Raw genomic sequence first — 23,744 nt, forward strand, 5'->3', positions numbered from 1 at the left:
AAAGCCCTTCTGCGAGGACTTTAGGACCACTTCGCGCCGAATAAACAGTGGGCGAAACTGAAACTTATATAAATGCGACACAGGTAACACCGAAGATTTGCGTTCAACCGGTTTCAGCAACATCTGGCACACCTGTTGCAAACTGTAACAAACCTGAGACAGCTCACGTCTCCACACAACAACAAGCCACGGAATGGATAATGAACAATCGATATAGATACTACTAAGCCACTAAGTTTGTTCGAGGCCGTTTAAACAGATAGTCCAACTATCGGCCCGCGTACACCTTGAAGAAAGTTGCACCCACTCACTCGAACATCAGCCAGATGTTCGGACGGCACCTTATTGCCCTTCATCTGACCCGAGGGAGCTTTAATGAACGATGCGGTAAAGCACAAAACCCTGCCGGGGCCGTTGCAGCAAGCGCCGGTCTCGCCGGCAACGGGCAGGCCGGCGTTTACAGCCAATACGTCACGACCCGGCGGGTTGAACAAACCACAGATGCTCTTGCTGATCGCCGTGTCGGTGCTGATACACGGCGGCGCGTGGTGGTTCTTCCATCAGGCGCGGCCGGAGCCACTGCCGACGCCGCCGGAAATCCCGGAAATGACCGTCGAGCTGACCAGCCCGACGCCTCCGGCCCCGCCAACACCGGAAGCACCACCGCCGCCCCCGCCTCCACCGCCGCCGGAACCCGAGCAGCCGGTGGAAGACGAGGACGCGCTCAAGCCGCCGCCCAAACCGGTGGAGAAGCCCAAGCCAATCGAAAAACCAAAACCGGTCGAGAAACCCAAACCGGTGAAGAAAGTCGAGCCACCGAAAGCGCCGCCGGCCCCGGCGCAACCTGCCGCACCTGCGGCGCCGACAACACCAAGCGCACCACCGGCACCACCTGCTGCGCCCGCTCCGGTCAAGGAGTCGGCGGCGATTTCCGGCCTGGCCAGCCTTGGCAACCCGCCGCCGGAATACCCGTCGCTGGCGCTGCGGCGCAATTGGGAAGGCACCGTGGTGCTGCGCATTCAGGTGCTGGCCAACGGCCGTGCCGGCAGCGTGACGGTGACCAAGTCCAGCGGCAAGCCGCAACTGGATGAGGCGGCCGTCGCGGCGGTGAAGAACTGGAAGTTCATTCCGGCCAAGCGCGGTGACACGCCGATCGACGGCTTCGCCACCCAGACCATCGATTTCAAATTGCCGCAATGACGGCGCAACCGACTCATTACTGATTAACGCAAGCGAGGTGTAGCCATGAACGATTCACTGTCTTCGATGATTGTCCCCGGTGTGCTCTGGGGCCTGGTGCTGTTTTCCGTGGTCAGTTGGGCGATCCTGCTGGTCAAGTCGGCCCAGTACCTGCGCCAGAAAGCGCAGAACAAACAGTTCACCAAAGCCTTCTGGAGCGCGCCGGACCTGCTCACCGCCGCCGAACACGCCAGCCAGTATCCAGGCTCGCTGGCGCGCATCGCCAGCAGCGGTTTCGAAGCCCTGCTGGTGGAAGAGTCGCCGCGCACCACGCAGCAACTGGCGCACACCATCAACCGTTCCGATCGCCTGGAACGCAACCTGCGCCAGCAGATCCAGAAAGAACGTCGCTCCCTGGAAAACGGCCAGGCGATCCTCGCCAGCATCGGCAGCACCGCGCCGTTCATTGGCCTGTTCGGCACCGTGTGGGGAATCATGGAAGCCCTGCAAAGCATTGGTGAAACCGGCTCGGCCAGCCTTGAAGCGGTCGCCGGGCCTATCGGCCACGCGCTGATCGCCACCGGCGTGGGCATCGCTGTCGCCGTGCCGGCAGTGCTGATCTACAACTTCTTCCTGCGTCGGCTGAAACTCGCCTCGGCGGACATGGACGACTTCGCCCACGACTTCGACGCCCTCGCCTCGCGCAGTGCGTTTTCCATCAGCCGCCAGGCCATTGCCAGCAAAAGCACCAACGCCGTGCGGGAGGCCAGCTGATGTCATTCTCGACTCAAGACAGCGATGAAGTGCTCAGCGAAATGAACGTCACGCCGCTGGTCGACGTGATGCTCGTGCTGCTGGTGGTGTTCATTGTCACCGCGCCGCTGATGACCAACGCGATCAAGGTCAACCTGCCGAAAACCGACGCCGTCGCCCCTGCCGAAAAGAAAAACCCGGTGGTGGTCAGCGTCGATCAGGACGGCAAGTTCTATCTGGCCAAGACCGAACTGGCCCCGGAATCCCTCGAGGCCAGCCTCAAGGAGGTCAAGGCCAAAGACGCCGAAGTGCGTGTGCAATTGCAGGCCGATGCCGCCGTCAATTACGGCCAGGTGGCCAAGGCGATGGCATCGATCGAACGCTCCGGCATCAGCAAGATTTCGGTGATGACCACCCACTGAGTGCGGTGCCGGGCGGCTGTTGAAAGCTCCCGCCCGGCACCGCTGAAAAAAGAAATCCCGTCGCACCCGGCCGACCGAAAAAACGCCACGCGTCTTCGGAGGGGATCGGCTTGCTTGAAGAAAGTGGTTTTCCGCGCGCGGTATCACCGGAAGCGGAGCAATGAGCGGCTCACAAGGCCAATTCGATAACGTCTGAAAATCGGAAACAACCATGCTGATGAACACTCCACGCTTCACGCTCAAACCTTTGGTGGCAACCATGTCTCGCCACCGTTTCGTTCCGCTGTATCTGGTGGCCATGGGGATGGGCGCCGGGACCGTGCAAGCGGCCGAGGACGACAACAGCGCCACGCCGGCAGCCGCTGTCGTGGCGGCGCCGACCACGCAACTGCAACGGGTCGAAGTGACCGGGTCGGCGATTCGCCGGGTCGATGCGGAAACGGCGGTGCCGATCACCATCCTCAAGGCTGAAGAGCTGCGCAAACAGGGCGTGACCACCACCGCCGAACTGGTGCAGCGCATCACCGGCAGCCAGTCGATCAACAACAGCGCCGGCTCCGTCGGCGCGGCCACTGGTGGTGCGTCGTTTGCCGACATGCGCGGCATCGGCGCGAACAAGACGCTGGTGCTGCTCAACGGTCGACGCCTGGCCAACAATGCCCTGTCGGGGACCAACTCGGCCGGCGGCGCGGTGGACCTGAACATGATCCCGTTTGCCGCCATCGAGCGCGTGGAAGTGCTGCGCGACGGCGCCTCGGCCCTGTACGGCACCGACGCCATCGGCGGTGTGATCAACTTCATCACCAAGAAATCCCTTACCGATGGTGCCCTGACCCTGGGCGGCGAAACGCCGACCCACAGCGGTGGCGGCGCGACCAAGGACATGAGCGCCAGTTGGGGCTACGGCGATCTGGAAGAAGACCGCTTCAACGTCCTCGGCGTGTTCAACTACAACAAGCAGCAGAACCTCGACGCCAACGACCGCTCCTTCGCCACCGACTACGCGCCCGGTCGCGGTCTCGATCAGACCTCCGGCACCGCGTTCCCCGGCAACTACAGCCAGAACGGCAACGCGACCAATCCGTTGGCCAACAGCAATTGCAACGGCCCCAACCTGATCGCCCGCGACGGCTTGTGCCGCTTCAGCACCCGTGAGTACATCGATCTGGTGCCACAGACCGAGAAGACCTCGTTCTTCGGCAAGACCACTGCCAAGCTCGGCGATGATCACAACGCCAACCTCGAATATTTCTGGTCGCGCAACAACAACGCCGTCGCCGTCGGCCCGGCGCCACTGACTGGTCTGAGCCTGGATTCCTCGTCGCCGTACTACCCCGGCAACGGCATCACCCCGGCGCCGACCGATTTCGCCCTCGATCCGACGCAGCCGGTGGACGTCAACTGGCGTGAAACCGCTGCCGGCCCGCGTGAATCGAAAGACCAGAACACCAGCCAGCGTTTTCTGCTGAGCTTCGACGGTCTGGTCGGCGGCTGGGATTACAACGTCGGCGCCTCGTACAACCAGAACAAAATCGTCTCCAGCGTCACCAGTGGCTATGTCAGCGACCAGGCGATGATTGACGGCCTGGCCAGCGGTCTGCTCAACCCGTTCGGCCCGCAGACCGCTGCCGGCCAGCAGTACATCGACGCCGCCGCGTACCACGGCGCCTACTCCACCGCCGTGGGCCGCGTCGCCGGTTTCGATGGCCGCGTCAGCCGTGAAATCGGCGACTGGTTCGGCGCAGGTCCGTCCGGTCTGGCGCTGGGCGGCGAGTACCGCAAGGAGAAATTCCATCAGGACTTCGAGTCGTTCGCCGGCGACATCCAGAGCCTCGGCATCGACCCGGCCGGTAGCGTCGAAGGTGATCGCAGCGTCAAGGCCGCCTATGCCGAACTCAACGTGCCGGTGCTCGACAGCCTTGAATTGTCCGCCGCTGTGCGCCACGACAAATACAGCGACTTCGGCAGCACCACCAACCCGAAATACTCGTTCCGTTATCAGCCGTTGAAAGAGCTGGTAGTGCGCGGCGCCTACAGCGAAGGTTTCCGCGCGCCGTCGCTGTATGAACTGTATTCGCCGCGCAGCATCACCTTCACCCAGGGTTTCTACAACGATCCGGTGCTGTGTACCGGCGGTGTGGTGCAACCGGGCGGTAACGGCGGGCGTGATTGCGGTCAGCAATTCCTCAACCAGATTGGCGGCAACGAGGATCTGGCCCCGGAGAAGGCGCGCAACGTGACGTTGGGCTTCGTCTACCAACCGATCAGCAATCTGTCCGTGGGTCTGGATTTCTGGTGGATTCACATCTCCAACCAGATCCAGCCGTTCCCGGAATCCACCGTGTTCGATCAGGCCGGCTCCTACCCGGACCGCTTCGTGCGCAACGCCGACGGCACGCTCAACTACATCGTCACCGGCAACGCCAACCTCGGCATCGTCGAGACCAACGGTGTCGACGTGTCGCTCGACTATCGCTTCCCGAACACGCCGTACGGTCAGTTCGGCCTCGGCCTGCAAGGCACCTATGTCGACGAGTACGACTTCCAGAGCACCATCAAAGGCCCGTTCACCGACAAGGTCGGCGACTTTCAGGGCGACGGCGTGATCGCGCGCTGGAAGCACAACCTCACCGGCAGCTGGAGCCTGGGTGCGGCGCGAGCAGCGCTGACCAACCGCTTCACCACCGGTTACAACGACTATGACCGCGACACCCATTCGCGCGTGGCCTCGTATTCGGTGTGGGATCTTTCGGCCGGTTACACCTTCAACAAGGTGCTCGACGTCGATGCCGGGATGAAGAACGTGTTCGACCGCAACCCGCCGTTCTCCAACCAGGCCTACAACTTCCAGAGCGGCTATGACCCGCGCTACACCGACCCGCTGGGCCGGACATTGTTTGCGCGCATGACTTACCACTTCTAACCCCAAATAAAACGCTTCCCTCTGTGGGAGCGAGCCTTTGTGGTGAGGGGATTTATCCCCGATGGGGTGCGAAGCGCCCCCAGGACCTGCCGACGCGGAGCATCAGAAGTACCGCATGCATTGATCTTGCGACTGCTGCCCAGCCGATCGGGGATACATCCCCTCGCCACAAGGGCTCGCTCCCACCGGGGGTCCGGGTTCCTTCAGGGATTTCAAGGGTGACTTCATGAGTTTTTTGCGCAACATGGCTGGCCTACTGCTCGGCAGTGCGCTGCTGTGCACTGGCACTTCGGCGCTGGCCGGCGGCAGTCACGCGCTGACGGTGTACGGCGAGGCGCCGAAGTATCCGGCCGGCTTCAAGCATTTCGATTTTGTTAACCCCGACGCGCCCAAAGGCGGTTCGCTCAGCCGTGCGTCGATGGAGATCGGTCAGTACAACTACATCACGCCGTATGCCGATCAGGGCATTTCCGTGGTGCAGGTCAATGACTGGGTATACGCGCCGCTGGCGTTCCGTTCGCTGGATGAGCCCTACACGGTTTACGCTCTGGTTGCGCAGCAGATCGAGCGCGATCCGGAGGGTTTGTGGGTGCGCTTCACCCTCAACCCTAAGGCACGCTTTGCCGACGGCACGCCGATCACCGCCGAAGACGTGCGCTACACCTTCAACCTGCTGATGACCAAGGGCAGCTTGAGTTATCGCCAGCAATATGCCGACGTGCAGGACGTGCTGGTCGAAGGTCCACGGCAGGTCCGTTTCACCTTCAAGAACAACCTCAATCGCACCCTTGCACTGGATCTGGCGACGCTGCGCGTGCTGCCCGAGCACTGGTGGAAAACCCGCGACTTCGCCAACGGCGGCGGCTTCGAGCCACCGCTGGGCAGCGGCCCGTACCGGGTGAGTAAGGTCGACGCCGGGCGCAGCATCAGTTTCCAGCGTGACCCGGACTGGTGGGGCAAGGACCTGCCGGTCAGTCGCGGCATGTACAACTTCGACAGCCTGACGGTGAATTTCTACGGCGACACCGACGTCGCTCGCCAACTGCTGCAGGCCGGTGCGTTCGACTACAACCGCGAGTTTTCTTCCTCGGGTTACGTGGTTGGCTACGACAGCCCGGCCCTGCGCGACGGTCGTTTGCAACAGTCGATCCTCGCCCCGGACAAACCCACCGCCGCTCAGGGCTTCGTGTTCAACCTGCAGAACCCGTTCTTCAAGGATCGCCGCGTGCGTCAGGCGATCAGCCTGCTCTGGGATTTCGAGTGGACCAACAAACAGATGATGCGCGGCTTCTACGTGCGTCAGAACAGCTTCTGGCCCAAGAGTGAAATGGCCGCCAGCGCCCTGCCCGATGCCGAGGAATTGAAGATCCTCGAACCGTTGCGCGGCAAGGTTCCTGACGAGGTGTTCACCACGGTCTATGAAGCGCCGAAAACCGATGGCAGCGGCTACATCCGCGACAAGCAATTGCAAGCGCTGAAACTGCTCGGCGAAGCCGGTTGGACGGCGAAAAACAATCGTCTGGTCAACGCCGCCGGCGAGCCGCTGGAATTCACCTTTCTCGATGGCCAGGGCGGCTTCGATCGCATGCTGCTGCCGTTCAAACGCACCCTCGCGCAGATCGGCATCACACTCAATCTGCGCCGCATCGATTCAGCGCAATACATCAACCGCCTCAACGCTCGCGATTACGACATGATCGTCTGCGCTTTCCCGCGCAGTGGCGATCCGATCGTCTCCCCGGGCCGCGAGTTGTACAGCCTGTACGGCTCGCAAAGTGCCACGCAAGTCGGCAGCTCGAACGCGATGGTGCTGGCCGATCCGGCGGTCGATCAACTGCTCGACGGGCTGGTCCAGGCCAACAGCCGCGAAGCCATGGTGCATTACGCCCGCGCCCTCGACCGGGTGCTGCAATGGGGTTACTACATGATTCCCAACTACTACTCCAAAGGCACGCCGACGGTGTATCAGAACCGCTTCGGCATGCCCGCCGTGCAACCTTCGTATGACGAAGGCCTCAACACCTGGTGGGAAGTCTCGGCCAGGCCGCTGACGACGCAGCAGATGAGCGCTCAGCTTGCGGGAGGCCAGTGACATGCTGCGTTATCTGAGTCGCCGTTTGCTGCTGATCATCCCCACGCTGTTGTGCATTCTGGTGGTGAATTTTCTTATCGTGCAGGCCGCACCCGGCGGCCCGGTGGAACAAGCCATCGCCCGCCTGCAAGGCTTTGGCGGGCACAGCATGGGCGGTGGCGGCGAAGTCGCGGCGGTCGGCGGTGCCGGGCGCAGCAGCCGTGGGCTGGACCCGGCGCTGATCGAGGAAATCAAACGCCATTACGGCTTCGACAAACCGCTGCACGAACGCCTGTGGCTGCTGCTGAAAAACTACGCACAACTGGATCTGGGCAACAGTTTCTTTCGCGGCGCCAAGGTCACCGACCTGATCGTGCAGAAGCTGCCAGTGTCGCTGTCGCTGGGTTTGTGGGCGACGCTGATCACCTACCTGATTTCAATCCCGCTGGGCATTCGCAAGGCAATCAGGAACGGCAGTGCCTTCGATGTCTGGAGCAGCACCGCGATCATCGTCGGTTATGCGATGCCAGCGTTTCTCTTCGCGATTCTGTTGATCGTGGTGTTCGCCGGCGGCAGCTACGTCAACTGGTTTCCGGTGCAGGGGCTGGTGTCGGACAACTTCGAAAGCCTCAGCACATTGGGCAAGGTCGGCGACTACCTCTGGCACCTGGTGCTGCCGGTCACGGCGCTGGTGATCGGCGGCTTTGCCACGCTGACGATCCTGACCAAGAACAGCTTTCTCAACGAGATCAGCCGGCAGTACGTGATTACCGCACGAGCCAAGGGCCTGACAGAGCGGCGCGTGCTGTACGGCCACGTGTTTCGCAACGCCATGCTGCTGGTGGTGGCCGGTGTGCCGTCGGCGCTGATCGAAGTGTTTTTCGCCGGCTCCCTGCTGATCGAAACCATCTTCAATCTCGACGGCCTCGGGCGCATGAGCTACGAAGCGGCGGTGTCGCGCGACTATCCGGTGGTGTTCGGCGCGCTGTTTCTGTTCACCCTGTTCGGCCTGCTGATCAAGCTGATCGGCGACCTCTGCTACACCCTGCTCGACCCGCGCATCGATTTCTCGGCGAGGACTGCCTGATGTTCACACTGTCGCCTCTGGGCCAGCGCCGCGTCGCGCAATTCAAGGCCAACCGCCGTGGGCGCTGGTCACTGTGGCTGTTCATCGGCCTGTGCCTGATCTGCCTCGGTGGCGAGTTGATCGCCAATGACAAGCCGCTGGTGATCCGCTACCACGACGCCTTTTACTTTCCGATCCTCAGCGATTACCTGGAAACCGATTTCGGCGGCGAGCTGCCGTTCCAACCGGATTACGCCAGCAGTTACGTACACAAACTGATCGAGGATCAGGGCGGCTGGATGCTGTTTCCGCCGATCCCGTTCAGCTACGACACGGTCAACTACGACCTCACCGAACCGGCGCCCAGCCCGCCGTCTTCGAGCAATTGGCTGGGCACCGATGATCAGGCTCGCGATGTTCTGGCGCGGGTGATTTTCGGCACGCGGATCTCGATTCTGTTCGCGCTGATCCTCACCGCCATCAGCGCGTTGATCGGCATTCTCGCCGGGGCCTTGCAGGGCTACTACGGCGGCTGGGTCGACTTGCTCGGGCAGCGCGTCCTGGAAATCTGGTCGGGGCTGCCGGTGCTGTATCTGCTGATCATTCTGTCCGGCTTCGTCTCGCCGAGTTTCTGGTGGCTGCTGGGGATCATGGCGCTGTTTTCCTGGCTGGCGCTGGTCGACGTGGTGCGCGCCGAGTTCCTCCGTGGACGCAATCTCGAATACGTGAAAGCCGCGCGGGCGCTGGGCCTGACCGACAGCGAACTGATGCGCCGGCACATTCTGCCCAACGCCATGACTTCCACCCTCACCTACCTGCCGTTCATTCTCACCGGCGCCATCGCCACCCTGAGCGCGCTGGATTTCCTCGGCTTCGGCATGCCCGCCGGCACCGCGTCGCTGGGCGAGTTGATCGGCCAGGCCAAACGCAATCTGCAGGCACCGTGGCTGGGGCTGACAGCGTTTTTTGCCCTGGCGCTGATCCTGTCTTTGTTGGTTTTCATCGGTGAAGCGTGCCGAGATGCCTTTGATCCGAGGAGCTGACATGCAAGACCATTTAATCGAGATCCGCGACCTGCGCGTCGCCTTCGCCGGGCAGGAAGTGGTGCACGGTGTGAACCTGGAAATCCGCCGTGGCGAGTGTCTGGCGCTGGTCGGTGAATCCGGCTCGGGGAAGTCGGTGACGGCGCATTCGATTCTGCGTCTGTTGCCGGGCAAGAACGTCAACAGCAGCGGCGCGATTCGCTACAACGGCGTGGATTTGCTGCACGCCAGCGAACAGCAGATGCGTGGTCTGCGCGGCAATCGCATTGCGATGATTTTCCAGGAGCCGATGACTTCGCTGAACCCGCTGCACACGGTGGAAAAACAGATCAGCGAAGTGCTGGAAATCCACAAGGGCCTCAAGGTCCGCGCCGCCCGCGCGCGGACCCTGGAGCTGCTCGAGCTGGTGGGTATTCGTCAGCCGTTGCAGCGCTTGAAAGCCTATCCGCATCAGCTTTCCGGTGGTCAGCGGCAACGGGTGATGATCGCCATGGCGCTGGCCAACGAGCCGGAACTGTTGATTGCCGATGAGCCGACCACGGCGCTGGACGTAACCGTACAGCAGAAGATTCTTGAACTGCTGATCGAACTGCAGCAACGCCTCGGCATGTCGCTGTTGCTGATCAGCCATGACCTCAATCTGGTGCGCCGGATCGCTCAGCGCGTGTGCGTAATGCGTCAAGGCGAGATCGTTGAACAGGCCGATTGCGAGACGCTGTTCCAGGCGCCGCAACATCCTTACAGCCGCTTGTTGATCGAGGCTGAACCGAGCGGCGCGCCAGTGCCCAGTGAGTACGAGCACAACCTGCTGCAAGTCGATGATTTGAAGGTGTGGTTTCCGCTGCCGAAAAAACTCTTCAGCCGCCAGCAGGATTACATCAAAGCGGTGGACGGGGTCAGTTTCACCCTGCAACGCGGCAAGACGTTGGGCATCGTCGGCGAGTCGGGTTCGGGCAAGTCGACGCTGGGCCAGGCGATCCTGCGACTGGTCGAATCAGAGGGCAATATCCGTTTCGGCAACAAGCAGTTGAGCCTGCTCAATCAGCGCCTGATGCGCCCGTTGCGCCGGCAGATTCAGGTGGTGTTTCAGGACCCGTTCGGCAGCCTCAGCCCGCGCATGTCGGTGCAGCAGATCATTGCCGAAGGCTTGCTGACCCACGGCATCGGCAGCGAGGCCGAGCGCGAGGCAGCGGTGATTCGCGTGCTGGAGGAAGTCGGCCTCGACCCGCAAAGCCGCCATCGTTACCCCCACGAGTTTTCCGGCGGCCAGCGCCAGCGCATCTCCATCGCCCGCGCACTGGTGCTGGAACCGGCGCTGATCCTGCTCGACGAACCGACGTCGGCGCTGGATCGCACGGTGCAGAAGCAAGTGGTGGAGTTGTTGCGCCAGTTGCAGATCAGGCATGGGCTGACCTATCTGTTCATCAGCCATGATCTGGCGGTGGTGCATGCGCTGGCGCATGACTTGATGGTGATCAAGGACGGCAAGGTGGTTGAACAAGGCTCGTCGCGGGAGATTTTCGCTGCGCCGAAACATCCGTATACCCAAGAGTTACTGAAAGCCTCGGGCCTCAAGCCTTACAGAGAGCCTTGTGGGAGCGAGCCTGCTCGCGAATGCGCTGCGTCAGTCACATAAGTGCTGACTGACCCGACGCTTTCGTCGGAACGCCGCCCGGAGCAGGCTCGCTCCCACAGGTTTGATCGGTGGTGTTTGAAATTTATTTTTCCGGCACTGCATCCAATCGCCTCCGCCACGGGTAGTCCCTGTAACAGCCCACTCTGGTGCTGTCAGCGCCCTACCCTTTTCGGAGAATCATCGGATGAACATCACCCAGCTGATTGGCTTCACCGGTTTGCTCGCCTTCACCGCGACCACCTTCGCCCAGAGCAGTTATCCCGACGCGATCAAGGTGCCGGACGGGCACAAGATTGCCCTGGAAACCACCGGGGTTGGCGAGATCACCTACGAATGCCGCGACAAGCCCAATATGGCCGGGCAGACCGAGTGGACCTTTGTCGGCCCGAAAGCGGTGCTCAATGATCGCAGCGGCAAACAGGTCGGCACCTATTTCGGCCCGCCAGCGACCTGGCAAGCCAAGGACGGTTCGAAAGTCACCGGCACGCAATTGGCCGTGGCACCGTCGAGCCCGGGCAACCTGCCCTATCAACTGGTCAAGGCCAATCCGGCCGAGGGCAAAGGCGCGATGACCGGGGTCAGCTACATCCAGCGCGTTGCGCTCAAAGGCGGCGTCGCGCCGGGCAGTGAGTGCACCATGGCGAACAAGGGCAAGCAGGAAGTGGTGAAGTACCAGGCGGATTATATTTTCTGGGCGGCGAACTGACCTGGACGTCACGGAGAACCAAATGTGGGAGCGAGCCTGCTCGCGAAGACGGAGTGTCAGTCGCCTTATTACTTTCTGACCCACCGCATTCGCGAGCAGGCTCGCTCCCACAGGGAACAATGCGTCTGGATGTTTGGGAAATGTGAGCTAGATTGCACCCCATGCCTTTACCCGAATCCGTTTTCGATTACGAAGCCCGCCTCGCCGCCTGTGCCCGGGGCGAGCGCGCGGCTTTGCGCGATTTGTATGTGCAGGAAGGCCCGCGCCTGCTCGGTGTGGCCAAGCGGCTGGTGCGCGATACGGCGCTGGCGGAGGATATCGTGCATGAGGCATTCATCAAGATCTGGCACGGCGCCGCCGGCTTCGACCCGGCGCGCGGCTCGGCGCGGGGCTGGATGTTCAGCGTGACCCGGCATCTGGCCTTGAATCAGCTGCGCAAGCAAAGTCGGGAAACGCCGTTCAGCGAAGAACATGAGGCAGCGGCGCCTGATGAGGCGGTCGATGTTCACTCGGCACGCATTCATCGCTGCCTCGAGCAACTGGAACCGCAGCGCCGCAGCTGCATCCTCCATGCCTACGTCGACGGTTACAGCCACGCGCAGATTTCCGCACGCCTCGACACGCCGCTGGGCACGGTCAAAGCGTGGATCAAGCGCAGCCTCAATGCTTTGCGGGAGTGCATGGGATGACCGGCGAATCAGCGCAGGAACGGGATGAACTGGCCGGCGAGTATGTGCTCGGCACCTTGTCGTTCGAACAGCGCATCGAGGTGCAACGGCGCCTGCCGAACGATCCCGAATTGCGTGCAGCGGTGGATGCCTGGGAGCGGCGTCTGCTGGAGCTGACCGATCTGGCCGAACCTCAGCAACCCTCGGTGCAGTTATGGCCACGCATCGAGCGCAGTCTCGAACGGCTGACGGTGAAGAAACCGCTGACCTCGTGGTGGAATCTGCTGCCACTGTGGCGCGGCTTGAGCGCGGCCGGGCTGGCGGCGACATTGATCCTCGGCACGATGCTGCTGACCCAGACTGCGCCGAAACCGAGTTATCTGGTGGTGCTGGTGGCGCCGCAGGACAAAGCGCCGGGCTGGGTGATTCAGGCCAGCAATGCGCGCGAGATCCAGTTGATTCCGTTAGGAGTGGTCGAGGTGCCGGCGGACAAGGCGCTGGAGTTCTGGACCAAGGCTGACGGCTGGTCGGGGCCGGTGTCATTGGGCTTGGTCAAGCCGGGGCAGGCTTTGTCGGTGCCGCTGGACAAACTGCCGCCGTTGCAACCCAACCAGCTGTTTGAGCTGACCCTGGAAGGCGCCAATGGCTCGCCGATTGGCAAACCGACCGGGCCGATTCAGGCGATCGGGCGGGCGGTGAAAGTGCTCTGAGGCTCTGCTACGCGGTTGTCCGCAACCATCATCGACGTCGATGTTCACCATCACGGCAATGAAGTTCTCATAAAAATTTCCGGGCGTAACATCAGCTCCATACCAACCAACAACACCCCGGAGCACACCATCATGAAACGCCAGACTCTTCTCAGCATCGCTTTCTCGGTTTTCGCAGTTAACGCTTTCGCCGCCACCCCGGCGCACACCATGATCGCCGAAGGCGGTTCGGACAAGCTGATCGAAAGCCGTCTGGCTGAAGGCGGCTCGGATCGTCTGATCGAACGCCGCGTTGCCGAAGGCGGTTCGGATCGCCTGATCGAACGCCGCGTTGCCGAAGGCGGTTCGGATCGTTTGATCGAACGCCGTGTTGCTGAAGGTGGTTCGGATCGTCTGATCGAACGCCGCGTTGCCGAAGGTGGTTCGGATCGTCTGATCGAACGCCGCGTTGCCGAAGGTGGCTCGGATCGTCTGATCGAACGCCGTGTTGCCTGATGCATGACTGCAAGCGCAACACCGCAGAGAAACCCGGCTCCCGCAGCCGGGTTTTTTATGTCTGCGTGTTTTATCCGGCCTTGGCCATGCAGCGCTTGTAGCGCTCGTCCACGCGCTTGGCGAACCAGGCTGTGGTGAGTTTGCGGGTGATCTTCGGACTCTGCAGCACAATCCCCGGCAATACCGCGCGCGGTAACGCCTTGCCTTCGGCTTGCTCCGCCAGTTCGAACACGCGCTGATAGAGTTTGGTCTCTTCGAATTCCAGGGTTTTGCCTTTCTCCAGTTGATCGCGAATCGTCGGGTTGCGCATGCCCAGCGACTTGCCGAGGGTGCGCACCGCCAGTTCGGTACTGCCGGGCATGATCGAGTCGTAGCGAATCAGGTCGCCGTCCAGGGTCAGCGGGATGCCGGAAGCGCGGCTCACCGCATTCTGAAACGCGGCATTGCGACTGGCGTACCAGCCGGCGTTGAAATCGGCGAAACGATACAACGGCTCGCGGTAATTCACCGGGTAACCGAGCAAATGGGCGATGCCGAAATACATGCCGCCGCGCCGGCTGAACACTTCACGACGAATCGTGCCGTCCACCGGGTACGGGTAATCCTTGGCGTGCTCCTCGGCGAATTCGATGCTGACCTGCATCGGCCCGCCGGTGTGCACCGGGTTGAAGCCGCCGAACAGCGTACGGCCCATCGGCACCATGCCGATGAAGTCGTCGAAAATCGCGCTCAGCTCTTTCTCACTGCGCGCCGCATTCAGGCGTTCGCTGTAGCTCTTGCCGTTGGGCGAGCGCACTTGCAGAGCGCCGCTGACCAGCAGGCTGGGGATGTGCACCTTGGCGGCGCGGCGGTCGATTTCGTCGCGGGCAATCTTGCCCAGGCCGGGCACCGTCGGGTCAGCCTGGAAAGTGGATTCCTGCTCGGCCACAGCCAGTACCGAACACAGATTCTGCGTGGTGGTGTTGATGCCCTGTGCGGCGAACGCGGCGTAGATGTCCGTGGCCCAGCCCTGACGGTCGGCAGTTTTCGCCGGCAACAGCCGAACGATTTCAGCCTTCACTTCGGCCGGCGGACGCGGCGCCGGTTCGTTGCTGCGCTGGCTCGCGCAACCGGCGAGCAGCAGCACGGCGCCGAGAGTAATGAGTAATCGCATGTTGCTCCATCCAATCAAATTAGCCACAACACCATACACAACCCCCGTAGGAGCTGCCGCAGGCTGCGATCTTTTGATCTTGCTTTTTGCAGATCAGATCAAGATCAAGCTCAAAAGATCGCAGCCTTCGGCAGCTCCTACACGCTGATGACAAACTGATTGCAAAACGTTACTGCGAAACCCTATCATTCGCGCCTGGAGTCGCATTAGCGCAAGGAGTTCCGCGCCGCCCTTATTTTTTCATTGGCCGTTCGCCTCCAGGTATCCGACATGCCCGCTTCAGCTCGACTCGGCGCTCCATTTCGCCCGACTTTGCTTGCCCTGCTGTGCTCCCTGACCGTCACCGCTCACGCCGCTGAAGACAACAGCAAAGCGCTGGTGCTCGACGACGTCAACGTCAATGCCCAGGCCCCGACACCCAACGCCCTGCCCCCGGTCTACGCTGGCGGTCAGGTTGCGCGCGGCGGCCAGTTGGGCGTGCTCGGCAATCAGGACATGATGGACGCGCCCTTCAGCGCAGCGTCCTACACCGAGCAATTGATCCAGGATCAGCAGGCGGAAAACGTCGCCGATGTACTGCTCAACGATTCCTCTGTACGCCAGGCCTCGGGCTTCTCTAACCAGGCGCAGGTCTTCATGATTCGCGGCCTGCCGCTCAATGGCGACGACATTTCCTATAACGGCCTGTACGGCGTATTGCCCCGGCAGATCATTTCCACCGATGCGCTGGAGCGCGTGGAAGTGTTCAAAGGCCCCAACGCTTTCATCAACGGCGTGACCCCGACCGGTTCCGGCATCGGCGGCGGCGTCAACCTGCAACCCAAGCGCGCCGGCGACGTGCCGCTGCGCCGTTACACCACCGACATCAACAGCGAAGGCCGCATCGGTCATCACTTCGATATCGGCCAGCGTTTCGGTGAAGACAACCGCTTCGGCGCGCGGGTCAACCTGTCGCAGCGCGAAGGCGACACCGGCATCGATCACGAGAACCAGCGCTCAAAACTGTTCGCCATCGGCCTGGATTATCGAGGCGATGCGCTACGGGTTTCCGGTGACTTTGCATATCAGAAGGAACGCGTCAACGGTGGCCGCAGCTCGGTCAACCTCGGCACCGCCACGCACATCCCGGACGCGCCATCGGCGGACACCAACTACGCGCCGAAATGGGGCTACACCGACATCGAAGACACCTTCGGCATGCTCCGCGCCGAATACGACCTCAATGACAACTGGACCGCCTACGCCGCCGGTGGCGCCAAGCACACCCGTGAAGTCGGCCGCTACAACTCGACCACACTGGTCGGCAACAGCGGCGCGTCGTTCACCACTGGCTCGTTCGTCCCGCATGACGAGGACAACACCAGCGTCATGGCCGGTCTCAACGGCAAATTCAACACCGGCCCGGTCAGCCACAAGCTGAATTTCGGCCTGACCGGGATCTGGGCCGAGCAGCGCAGTGCCTATGACTTCGACCTGACCCGCTACTCGAACAACATCTATCACCCGATCACTACCCCAGCGCCGGTCGGCAACTTCGCCGGTGGCGATCTCAACGATCCAGGCATCGTTGGCAAGACCTTCAACCGCAGTGTGGCGATTTCCGACACCCTCGGGTTCTTCGATGATCGCCTGCTGGTCACCGCCGGTCTGCGTCGTCAGCAACTGGTGGTGCAGGGTTACAGCTACGCCAGCTACGGCAGCGGCCCGCGCTCGTCGAGCTACGACGAGTCGATCACCACGCCGGTGTACGGCATCGTGTTCAAGCCGTGGGAGCATGTGTCGTTCTACGCCAACCATATCGAAGGCCTGGCCCAAGGGCCGACTTCGCCGACCAGCTCCGGTGGTTTCCGCGTGACCAACGGCAACGAAGTCTACGCACCGAAACGCTCCAAGCAGACCGAACTGGGCGTGAAAGTCGACATGGGCACCTACGGCGCGAGCCTGGGCGTTTATCGCATCGAACAGCCGAGCGACGGCTACTGCGAAATCAACAGCGCCACCACTTGCACCTATGTGCGCGAAGGCGAGCAGATCAACAAAGGCGTGGAGATGAACGTCTTCGGCGAGCCGATCGACGGCCTGCGCCTGATCAGCGGCCTGACGCTGATGGACACTGAACTGAAAAACACCCTCAACGGCGCCAACGACGGTAACCACGCCATCGGCGTGCCGACCTTCCAGTTCAACGCTGGCGTGGATTGGGACGTGCCGGGCCTGCAAGGCGTTGCGCTGAATGCGCGGATGCTGCGTACCGGCGGGCAATACGCCGACGCGGCGAATAACCTCAGCCTGCCAACCTGGAACCGCTTCGATGCCGGCGCGCGTTATGCGTTCAAGGTGTCGGAGAAGGACGTGACCGTGCGGTTCGGTGTTGAGAACGTGGCGAACAAGAAGTACTGGGAATCGGCACAGGGCGGCTACCTGACCCAGGGCGAACCGCGAGTGGCGAAGTTGTCGGGGACGATCGACTTCTAAGCGTCATCGCGTCGTAAAAAAGGCCCCGCAGCTTCACGGTTGCGGGGCCTTTCTGGTTTTTGTGGTGCTTGATCCGGCCTCTTCGCGAGCAGGCTCGCTCCCACAGGGGTACGAAGTGCAGCTTAGATCCCGGCGAGTGCCAGATCCATCGCAAAGTAGGTGAAGATCAGATCCGCCCCGGCACGCTTGATTGCGCCAAGACTTTCGCGCACCACGCGCTCTTCGTCGATCGCGCCGGCCTGGGCGCCGAACTTGATCATCGCGTATTCGCCGCTGACCTGATACGCCGCCAGTGGCAGGTTCGAGGCCTGGCGAATGTCGCGGATGATATCGAGGTAGGCGCCGGCCGGTTTGACCATCAGCGCATCGGCACCTTCCTGCTCATCGAGCAGCGATTCGCGTAGGGCCTCGCGACGATTCATCGGGTTCATCTGATAGCTTTTGCGGTCGCCCTTGAGCGCGCTGCCACCGGCCTCGCGGAACGGGCCGTACAGTGCCGAAGCGAATTTGGTCGAGTAGGCCATGATCGGAATCTGCGTGAAGCCGGCGGCGTCGAGCGCTTGGCGAATCCCGCGCACCTGGCCGTCCATTGCTGCCGACGGTGCGATCACGTCAGCCCCGGCGCGGGCGGCGGCCACGGCTTGTTTGCCGAGATTGATCAGGGTCTGGTCGTTGTCGACCTCGTGGTTGTGCATCACGCCGCAATGGCCGTGATCGGTGTATTCGCAGAAGCAAGTGTCGGACATCACGATCATTTCCGGCACGGCGTCCTTGGCAATGCGCGACATGCGCGACACCAGCCCGTCTTCGCGCCAGGTGTCGCTGCCGTTGGCATCGAGATGATGGGACACGCCAAAAGTCATCACCGACTTGATGCCGGCACGGGCATAGCGCTCGATTTCGCTGGCCAGTTTGCGCTCGGGAATGCGCTGCACGCCGGGCATGCTGGTGATCGGCACGAAGTCGTCGATCTCTTCCTCGACGAAGATCGGCAGGACCAGATCGTTCAGGCTGAACTCGGTTTCCTGGAACAGACTGCGCAGGCTCGCATTGCGGCGCAGACGGCGGGGACGTGCTTCGGGGAACTGACTGGACATGGGGCCTTTCCTGAAAACAGCGGATGAGACGAAAGTCGTAGGGGGCGAAGCTTATGCCTTGCGGCGGGTGCGGGACAAACCTGGATCAATCAAGAGAGCGTTACCGGGCTTGTAATAATCCTGCTGCTGATCGCGCATTTCCCCCTGTGGGAGCGAGCCTGCTCGCGAATGCGCTGGATCAGACACGAAAATGGTGTCTGATACGACGCTTTCGCGAGCAGGCTCGCTCCCACAGTGGCGACTGTGTTGGGTCAGGACGGGATGGTCAGGCCACGAATGACCGCCGGACGCGCGAGGAACCGCTCCAGCACTCGGGTGACATTGGGGAAACTCTGAATCCCGACCAGATCCCCGGCCTCATAGAAGCCAAGCAGATTGCGCACCCACGGGAACGTGGCGATGTCGGCGATGGTGTAGCGCTCGCCCATGATCCAGTCGCGGCCTTCGAGGCGGGTGTTGAGTACGTTCAGCAGGCGTTTGCTCTCTTCGACATAACGATCACGCGGGCGCTTGTCCTCGTAATCCTTGCCGGCGAATTTGTTGAAGAAGCCGAGCTGGCCGAACATCGGGCCAACGCCGCCCATCTGCCACATCAGCCATTGAATGGTCTCGTAGCGCAGCGCGCCTTCCTGAGCGAGCAACTGGCCGCTCTTGTCGGCGAGATAAATCAGGATCGCGCCGGATTCGAACAACGGCAGCGGTTTGTCTTCCGGGCCATGCGGGTCGAGGATCGCCGGGATCTTGTTGTTCGGATTGAGCGAAAGAAACTCTGCCGACGTCTGGTCGTTGGTGTCGAAACCGACACGGTGCGGCTCATAGGGCAGGCCGATCTCTTCGAGCATGATCGACACTTTGACGCCGTTGGGGGTTGGCAGGGAGTAGAGCTGAATCCAGTCCGGGTACTGCGCCGGCCATTTCTGAGTAATCGGGAATGCAGACAGATCGGTCATTGGAAGCATCCAGTCACAAATTGAAAACCGATCATAAAGTAGGCCTGCCGCTGCGCCTACACGAACCGTAACATCCTGTCGCTAACCTGCCTGCATGCCCGCAAAGGTTGCCGCTAGAGTGCTGCGCACTGGCCTGGAACGAACCAAACGGCGTTACAGGACTCTGAGTTATGCCTTTCTCGCAGAGGAAGCTGTTCATGACAGGGAAACACCCGGTGCTGGGAGCCCGCGGTGCCAAGGTTTGTCAGCCTTAACCGATTTTGCTGAAGAACCCTCGAATTGATGACGAATCTGATGAGTTTCGCCAAACGCTTCAAACATCGCGCGTACGTGGCCCTGCCCTCCCTGCTGGCAGTCAGCGCGCTGTTTCTGTCCCTCGAATCCAGCGAAAGCCGCGCACAACCAGCGGACGGCACGCAGACGCTGGTGTTCCTGCGCCACGCGGAAAAGCCCGAAGGCGGCCTCGGCCAGCTCAACTGCCAGGGCCTGAACCGCGCCATCGACCTGTCGACGCTGCTGCCGGAAAAATTCGGCAAGGCCGATTACGTATTCGCCGCCAACCCGACGCGCAACGTCGAGGAAGGCGAACTGGACAATTCCTACAGCTACATTCGTCCGCTGATGACCATCAGCCCGGCCGCGATCAAGCTCGGCCTGCCGGTGAACATCGAGTTCTCCGCCAACGACACCAGCGATCTGGCCCGCGAGCTGCTGGACGAGAAATACCACAACTCGACGATCTACACCGCCTGGTCCCACGGTTATCTGCCGGATCTGATCAACAAGGTCGCTGGCAACGCAGTGGGCGAGCGGCAGAAGATCACCGATGACTGGGCCGGCGATGACTTCGACTCGCTGTATGTACTGACCCTGAAGTGGCACAACGGCAAGGCCAGTTTGCAGAGCCATGTCTACAAACAGGGGCTGGATAACGGCAAGGACACTTGCCCGACCTGAGTTTTGCAGCGCCTGACCTTGCGTCTTCGCGAGCAGGCTCGCTCCCACAGGGAACCGCATTTCAACTGTGGGAGCGAGCCTGCTCGCGAAGAGGCCAGCCGCTTGCGCCTCAAGCCTTCTGGCTCACCCTCGCACGCAAATACTCGATCACCGCCTGACGCTCTCCGGCAAACTCGATCCGCCCGCCCTTCTTCTCGCGCTGGAACACATACATCGGGTCGTAATACTCACGCAGCAAACCCTCGATCCAGCCGCGATGCAGATCCACCGCGCCGCTGCGGCCCTGTTCGGCCAGCGCCTGCTCCATCAACACCAGCATCCGCGAGTGGCGCTCACCGCCGAGGCGTTTCTGTACGTTGTTGAGGCTTTCCAGCAGACGTTCGGAGAACAAGGCAAAACCGTTTTCACCGTGCACCGAGGCGAACTCCGCCGACAGATCGATGACGTAATCACGCAGGATCCGTTCGACACGATCCTCGAAACGATCTTCCAGCCAGACCATCGGGTACTGCTGCATGCCCTGATACAGCGGCAGCGGCAAGGCGCAACTGCCGACCACACGGCTCTCGTCTTCGAGCACAAACTGCTCGATCCCGGCATCGCGTTTCTTCAGAAAGTCGATCGCCAGGAGATTCTCGAAATCGATGTTCGACGGCTGCCTGGTGGCACGTTTGCCGAAACTGGAGCCGCGATGGTTGGCGTGGCCTTCCAGATCCACACCGTTGCGCAACTGCACCAGCACTTCGGTCTTGCCGGTGCCGGTCATGCCGCCGAGCAAAACGAAATCACACTGCGCGATGGCTTGCTCAAGGGTGTCGATCAAAAAACTGCGCATCGCCTTGTAGCCGCCGCCGACGCGCGGATAGTCGATGCCCGCCTCGTCGCGCAACCACTGCTGGGTGATCTGCGAGCGCAAGCCACCGCGAAAACAGTACAGATAACCATCGGGATGAGCCCGGGCGAAGTCGGCCCAGGCCTGGATGCGCTCGGCCTTGACCGAGCCGGACACCATTTGATGGCCCAGCTCGATTGCCGCCTGCTGGCCATGCTGCTTGTAGCAGGTGCCGATCTTCTGCCGTTCCAGATCATTCATCAGCGGCAGATTGACCACGCCGGGGAACGCGCCTTTGTGAAACTCGACCGGCGCGCGGGCATCCATCATTGGCCGGTCGTTGAGGAAAATGTCGCGGTAGTCGGTGCAGTCGCGGAGCATCAAATCACCTCGACCGCGTTCGTCTGTCGCTCAACCAGTTCGCCGATCGGCGCAAGGTTCAGGCCCAGTTCGGCGGCAACGCCGAGGAACTCGTCATTGCCTTCAGGCGTGACCGCAATCAGCAGACCGCCGCTGGTCTGCGGATCGCACAGCACGCGTTTGTGCAACTCCTGCACGCGGCCAACCTTGCTCGAATAGCTGTCGAAGTTGCGCAGCGTACCGCCCGGCACGCAGCCCTGATCGAGGTAGTACTCGACGCTGTCCAGACGCGGCACGCGGTCGTAGGCGATGCGCGCGGCCAACTGGCTGCCGTCGGCCATTTCCACCAAGTGCCCGAGCAGGCCGAAACCGGTGACGTCGGTCATCGCGGTGACGCCGGCGAGTTTGCCGAAGCGGCTGCCAGGCTTGTTCAGGGTGCACATCCAGTCGCGGGCGACACCGACGTCGGCGGCGCGCAACTTGCCCTTCTTTTCGGCGGTGGTGAGGATGCCGATGCCCAGCGGTTTGGTCAGGTACAACAGGCAGCCGGCGGTAGCGGTGTCGTTGCGCTTCATGTGGCGCTTTTCCACCAGACCGGTGACGGCGAGGCCGAAGATCGGCTCCGGCGCATCGATCGAATGCCCCCCCGCCAACGGAATGCCCGCGGCGTCGCACACCGAGCGACCGCCACGAATCACTTCCCGTGCCACTTCCGGCGCCAGCACATTCACCGGCCAGCCGAGGATCGCGATCGCCATCAACGGATCGCCGCCCATCGCGTAGATGTCGCTGATCGCATTGGTCGCGGCGATGCGGCCGAAGTCGAACGGGTCATCGACAATCGGCATGAAAAAATCGGTGGTCGACACCACCCCGCGCTCGGCATCGATCGCATACACCGCCGCGTCATCGCGCGAGGCGTTGCCGACCCAGAGTTTCGGATCGAGGTTCTGTGCGCCGCTGCCGGCGAGGATCACTTCCAGCACCTGTGGGGAAATCTTGCAGCCACAACCGGCGCCATGGCTGTATTGGGTCAGACGAATCGGCTCGCTCATGGGAGAGTCTCTGGCAATGAATGGGGCGGATTCTAGCAGAGCGCGAGCGCGCAGATTTTTGTGCTGACCGAGCGGCCCTTTCGCGAGCGGGCTCGCTCCCACATTTGTAGCGTGGTCTCCTGTGGGAGCGAGCCTGCTCGCGAAAAACGGTGTGTCAGTCGCCGACTGTTTAACTGATCCACCGTCATCGCGAGCAGGCTCGCTCCCACAGGGGTTTGCGTGAGTCAGGGCAGCAAAATGATCTTGTCGCCACCACCCTGATTGACCTCTGCATAGCGCGCCGGCCCTTCAGCCAGTGGCACCTCCACCAGGCCCTGCGGCAGCGGCAAGCGATCCTCATCGAAGAACCGCCCGAACTGCTCGAGCATCGCCGCGCACGCCTCAACGCCGTACAACAACGAGTTGATCCCGACCACCGAACCGCCCTTGCGATACAGCGCCAGCGCCGGCAATTGCACGTGGCCGTCGACCGGCGCGGCGATGATGGCGATGCGGCCGAAGGTGGCCAGTGCCGCCACCGAGGCCGGTAGCCAGAAACCGGTGGTGTCGAAGATCACATCGGCGCCGCCGCGATACACCGCGTTGACCTGGGCACCGAGGTCTTCTGGCTTATCCAGTTGAATCGTCTGATAGCCCTGCTGCTGCAGATCGGCGACCTGCTCGGGCCGGCGCGCCGCCGCCAGCAATTGCGCGCCGCGCACTTTTGCCAGGGCCAAAGCCGCCGTGGCCACCGCCCCGCCGCCAATCACCAGCAAACGCGTATCGGCGCTGACCAGGCTGCGTTCCAGCGCATCCCACGCCGTGGTGTACGGCACGCCAAGGCTGGCCGCCTGAGCAAAACTCAAATGCGCCGGTTTGTGCGCCACGCCGCTGGCCGGCAATTTGACGAATTGCGCATGGGCGCCGTCGGCGAAGAAGCCCAGCTCGCGCCCGGTACCCCAGACTTCCTGACCGATCAGTGCTTGCGGCCCCTCGACCACCACCCCGGCAAAATCCCGCCCCGGAACCCGTGGCAGCGTGGTGTAAGGAAAACGCCCGAGGACGTTTTTCACATCGCTGGGATTGAGCCCGGCAGCCTTGATCTGCACCAGCACTTCATCGGCGCCGGGCACCGGGGTCGGAACGTCGACGAAACGCAGGGAAGACAGGTCGCCGGTCTGATCGAATTGCAACGCTTTCATGGGCACATCCAC

Annotated in this window: 20 protein-coding genes; 14 read left to right on the forward strand and 6 right to left on the reverse strand. The window is 61.9% G+C overall.

What is annotated here, in order from left to right:
* Window positions 1-375 precede the first annotated feature (375 nt).
* The 12 genes from ACYSTU_RS19760 (at window position 376) to ACYSTU_RS19815 (ending at window position 13,672) form a co-directional block, all read left to right on the forward strand.
* Entirely contained in the window at window positions 376-1,200 is an 825-nt protein-coding gene (locus ACYSTU_RS19760; RefSeq protein WP_122880160.1) for a TonB family protein, read from the forward strand.
* Between the two features lie 45 nt (window positions 1,201-1,245).
* A complete protein-coding gene (locus ACYSTU_RS19765; RefSeq protein ID WP_122611220.1) occupies window positions 1,246-1,953 on the forward strand; it encodes a MotA/TolQ/ExbB proton channel family protein in 708 nt (235 codons plus the stop codon).
* Entirely contained in the window at window positions 1,953-2,354 is a 402-nt protein-coding gene (locus tag ACYSTU_RS19770; RefSeq protein ID WP_499001088.1) for an ExbD/TolR family protein, read from the forward strand. Before ACYSTU_RS19765 ends, ACYSTU_RS19770 begins: the two co-directional genes overlap by 1 nt.
* A 211-nt stretch (window positions 2,355-2,565) precedes the next feature.
* Window positions 2,566-5,277, forward strand: a complete 2,712-nt coding sequence (locus tag ACYSTU_RS19775) for a TonB-dependent receptor (RefSeq protein ID WP_217878539.1) — start codon at window positions 2,566-2,568, stop codon at window positions 5,275-5,277.
* 226 nt (window positions 5,278-5,503) lie between these two features.
* Window positions 5,504-7,369: an extracellular solute-binding protein gene (locus ACYSTU_RS19780; RefSeq protein WP_130886964.1), complete on the forward strand. Its 1,866-nt coding sequence runs from the start codon at window positions 5,504-5,506 to the stop codon at window positions 7,367-7,369.
* A gap of 1 nt (window position 7,370) precedes the next feature.
* Entirely contained in the window at window positions 7,371-8,435 is a 1,065-nt protein-coding gene (locus ACYSTU_RS19785) for a microcin C ABC transporter permease YejB (protein ID WP_499001093.1), read from the forward strand.
* Complete coding sequence (locus ACYSTU_RS19790) at window positions 8,435-9,457, forward strand: ABC transporter permease (RefSeq protein ID WP_122750544.1); 1,023 nt, start codon at window positions 8,435-8,437, stop codon at window positions 9,455-9,457. The genes ACYSTU_RS19785 and ACYSTU_RS19790 overlap by 1 nt, the downstream gene beginning before the upstream one ends.
* Before the next feature lies 1 nt (window position 9,458).
* Window positions 9,459-11,093: an ABC transporter ATP-binding protein gene (locus ACYSTU_RS19795; RefSeq protein WP_499001096.1), complete on the forward strand. Its 1,635-nt coding sequence runs from the start codon at window positions 9,459-9,461 to the stop codon at window positions 11,091-11,093.
* Window positions 11,094-11,277: 184 nt separating this feature from the next.
* Window positions 11,278-11,799 carry a DUF3455 domain-containing protein gene (locus tag ACYSTU_RS19800; RefSeq protein WP_016775383.1) on the forward strand — a complete coding sequence of 174 codons (522 nt, stop codon included), beginning with the start codon at window positions 11,278-11,280 and terminating at the stop codon, window positions 11,797-11,799.
* A 161-nt stretch (window positions 11,800-11,960) separates the two neighbouring features.
* Window positions 11,961-12,488 carry a sigma-70 family RNA polymerase sigma factor gene (locus tag ACYSTU_RS19805; RefSeq protein ID WP_076563589.1) on the forward strand — a complete coding sequence of 176 codons (528 nt, stop codon included), beginning with the start codon at window positions 11,961-11,963 and terminating at the stop codon, window positions 12,486-12,488.
* Entirely contained in the window at window positions 12,485-13,177 is a 693-nt protein-coding gene (locus ACYSTU_RS19810; protein WP_465920720.1) for an anti-sigma factor, read from the forward strand. The genes ACYSTU_RS19805 and ACYSTU_RS19810 overlap by 4 nt, the downstream gene beginning before the upstream one ends.
* Before the next feature lie 132 nt (window positions 13,178-13,309).
* A complete protein-coding gene (locus ACYSTU_RS19815) occupies window positions 13,310-13,672 on the forward strand; it encodes a hypothetical protein (protein WP_122508151.1) in 363 nt (120 codons plus the stop codon).
* A 70-nt stretch (window positions 13,673-13,742) separates the two neighbouring features.
* Here ACYSTU_RS19815 and ACYSTU_RS19820 read toward each other — a convergent pair whose 3' ends face one another.
* Window positions 13,743-14,825: a DUF1615 domain-containing protein gene (locus ACYSTU_RS19820; RefSeq protein WP_499001102.1), complete on the reverse strand. Its 1,083-nt coding sequence runs from the start codon at window positions 14,823-14,825 to the stop codon at window positions 13,743-13,745.
* A 270-nt stretch (window positions 14,826-15,095) separates the two neighbouring features.
* Here ACYSTU_RS19820 and ACYSTU_RS19825 point away from each other — a divergent pair, with 270 nt between their 5' ends.
* On the forward strand, window positions 15,096-17,300 hold the full coding sequence (locus ACYSTU_RS19825) for a TonB-dependent receptor (RefSeq protein WP_499001104.1): 2,205 nt from the start codon (window positions 15,096-15,098) through the stop codon (window positions 17,298-17,300).
* A gap of 122 nt (window positions 17,301-17,422) precedes the next feature.
* On the opposite strand, the gene hemB is transcribed toward ACYSTU_RS19825, so the two are convergent.
* Together hemB and ACYSTU_RS19835 are read right to left on the reverse strand one after the other, a co-directional pair.
* A complete protein-coding gene (gene hemB, locus ACYSTU_RS19830) occupies window positions 17,423-18,397 on the reverse strand; it encodes a porphobilinogen synthase (RefSeq protein ID WP_024013502.1) in 975 nt (324 codons plus the stop codon).
* 251 nt (window positions 18,398-18,648) lie between these two features.
* Window positions 18,649-19,347, reverse strand: coding sequence for a glutathione binding-like protein (locus tag ACYSTU_RS19835; protein ID WP_073471373.1), 699 nt, complete (start codon window positions 19,345-19,347; stop codon window positions 18,649-18,651).
* A gap of 282 nt (window positions 19,348-19,629) precedes the next feature.
* Here ACYSTU_RS19835 and ACYSTU_RS19840 point away from each other — a divergent pair, with 282 nt between their 5' ends.
* Complete coding sequence (locus tag ACYSTU_RS19840) at window positions 19,630-20,304, forward strand: hypothetical protein (protein WP_024013504.1); 675 nt, start codon at window positions 19,630-19,632, stop codon at window positions 20,302-20,304.
* Between the two features lie 109 nt (window positions 20,305-20,413).
* Here the strand turns inward: ACYSTU_RS19840 and mnmH are convergent, their stop codons facing one another.
* The 3 genes from mnmH to ACYSTU_RS19855 all read right to left on the reverse strand — a co-directional run bounded on the left by mnmH (window position 20,414) and on the right by ACYSTU_RS19855 (window position 23,732).
* On the reverse strand, window positions 20,414-21,517 hold the full coding sequence (mnmH, locus tag ACYSTU_RS19845) for a tRNA 2-selenouridine(34) synthase MnmH (RefSeq protein ID WP_499001108.1): 1,104 nt from the start codon (window positions 21,515-21,517) through the stop codon (window positions 20,414-20,416).
* A complete protein-coding gene (selD, locus tag ACYSTU_RS19850; RefSeq protein ID WP_499001111.1) occupies window positions 21,517-22,551 on the reverse strand; it encodes a selenide, water dikinase SelD in 1,035 nt (344 codons plus the stop codon). Before selD ends, mnmH begins: the two co-directional genes overlap by 1 nt.
* Before the next feature lie 224 nt (window positions 22,552-22,775).
* The gene (locus tag ACYSTU_RS19855; RefSeq protein WP_499001113.1) at window positions 22,776-23,732 is read right to left on the reverse strand and encodes a quinone oxidoreductase family protein; all 957 of its coding nucleotides are present in this window, start codon (window positions 23,730-23,732) and stop codon (window positions 22,776-22,778) included.
* Window positions 23,733-23,744 lie beyond the last annotated feature (12 nt).

Source organism: Pseudomonas glycinis (assembly GCF_054871425.1).

What these genes read in the sequence shown, in the direction of transcription:
- ACYSTU_RS19760 (WP_122880160.1), top strand. Translation starts at nt 376, where the DNA reads ATGAACGATGCGGTAAAGCACAAAACCCTGCCGGGGCCGTTGCAGCAA.
- ACYSTU_RS19765 (WP_122611220.1), top strand. Translation starts at nt 1,246, where the DNA reads ATGAACGATTCACTGTCTTCGATGATTGTCCCCGGTGTGCTCTGGGGC.
- ACYSTU_RS19770 (WP_499001088.1), top strand. Translation starts at nt 1,953, where the DNA reads ATGTCATTCTCGACTCAAGACAGCGATGAAGTGCTCAGCGAAATGAAC.
- ACYSTU_RS19775 (WP_217878539.1), top strand. Translation starts at nt 2,566, where the DNA reads ATGCTGATGAACACTCCACGCTTCACGCTCAAACCTTTGGTGGCAACC.
- ACYSTU_RS19780 (WP_130886964.1), top strand. Translation starts at nt 5,504, where the DNA reads ATGAGTTTTTTGCGCAACATGGCTGGCCTACTGCTCGGCAGTGCGCTG.
- ACYSTU_RS19785 (WP_499001093.1), top strand. Translation starts at nt 7,371, where the DNA reads ATGCTGCGTTATCTGAGTCGCCGTTTGCTGCTGATCATCCCCACGCTG.
- ACYSTU_RS19790 (WP_122750544.1), top strand. Translation starts at nt 8,435, where the DNA reads ATGTTCACACTGTCGCCTCTGGGCCAGCGCCGCGTCGCGCAATTCAAG.
- ACYSTU_RS19795 (WP_499001096.1), top strand. Translation starts at nt 9,459, where the DNA reads ATGCAAGACCATTTAATCGAGATCCGCGACCTGCGCGTCGCCTTCGCC.
- ACYSTU_RS19800 (WP_016775383.1), top strand. Translation starts at nt 11,278, where the DNA reads ATGAACATCACCCAGCTGATTGGCTTCACCGGTTTGCTCGCCTTCACC.
- ACYSTU_RS19805 (WP_076563589.1), top strand. Translation starts at nt 11,961, where the DNA reads ATGCCTTTACCCGAATCCGTTTTCGATTACGAAGCCCGCCTCGCCGCC.
- ACYSTU_RS19810 (WP_465920720.1), top strand. Translation starts at nt 12,485, where the DNA reads ATGACCGGCGAATCAGCGCAGGAACGGGATGAACTGGCCGGCGAGTAT.
- ACYSTU_RS19815 (WP_122508151.1), top strand. Translation starts at nt 13,310, where the DNA reads ATGAAACGCCAGACTCTTCTCAGCATCGCTTTCTCGGTTTTCGCAGTT.
- ACYSTU_RS19820 (WP_499001102.1), bottom strand. Translation starts at nt 14,825, where the DNA reads ATGCGATTACTCATTACTCTCGGCGCCGTGCTGCTGCTCGCCGGTTGC.
- ACYSTU_RS19825 (WP_499001104.1), top strand. Translation starts at nt 15,096, where the DNA reads ATGCCCGCTTCAGCTCGACTCGGCGCTCCATTTCGCCCGACTTTGCTT.
- hemB (WP_024013502.1), bottom strand. Translation starts at nt 18,397, where the DNA reads ATGTCCAGTCAGTTCCCCGAAGCACGTCCCCGCCGTCTGCGCCGCAAT.
- ACYSTU_RS19835 (WP_073471373.1), bottom strand. Translation starts at nt 19,347, where the DNA reads ATGACCGATCTGTCTGCATTCCCGATTACTCAGAAATGGCCGGCGCAG.
- ACYSTU_RS19840 (WP_024013504.1), top strand. Translation starts at nt 19,630, where the DNA reads ATGACGAATCTGATGAGTTTCGCCAAACGCTTCAAACATCGCGCGTAC.
- mnmH (WP_499001108.1), bottom strand. Translation starts at nt 21,517, where the DNA reads ATGCTCCGCGACTGCACCGACTACCGCGACATTTTCCTCAACGACCGG.
- selD (WP_499001111.1), bottom strand. Translation starts at nt 22,551, where the DNA reads ATGAGCGAGCCGATTCGTCTGACCCAATACAGCCATGGCGCCGGTTGT.
- ACYSTU_RS19855 (WP_499001113.1), bottom strand. Translation starts at nt 23,732, where the DNA reads ATGAAAGCGTTGCAATTCGATCAGACCGGCGACCTGTCTTCCCTGCGT.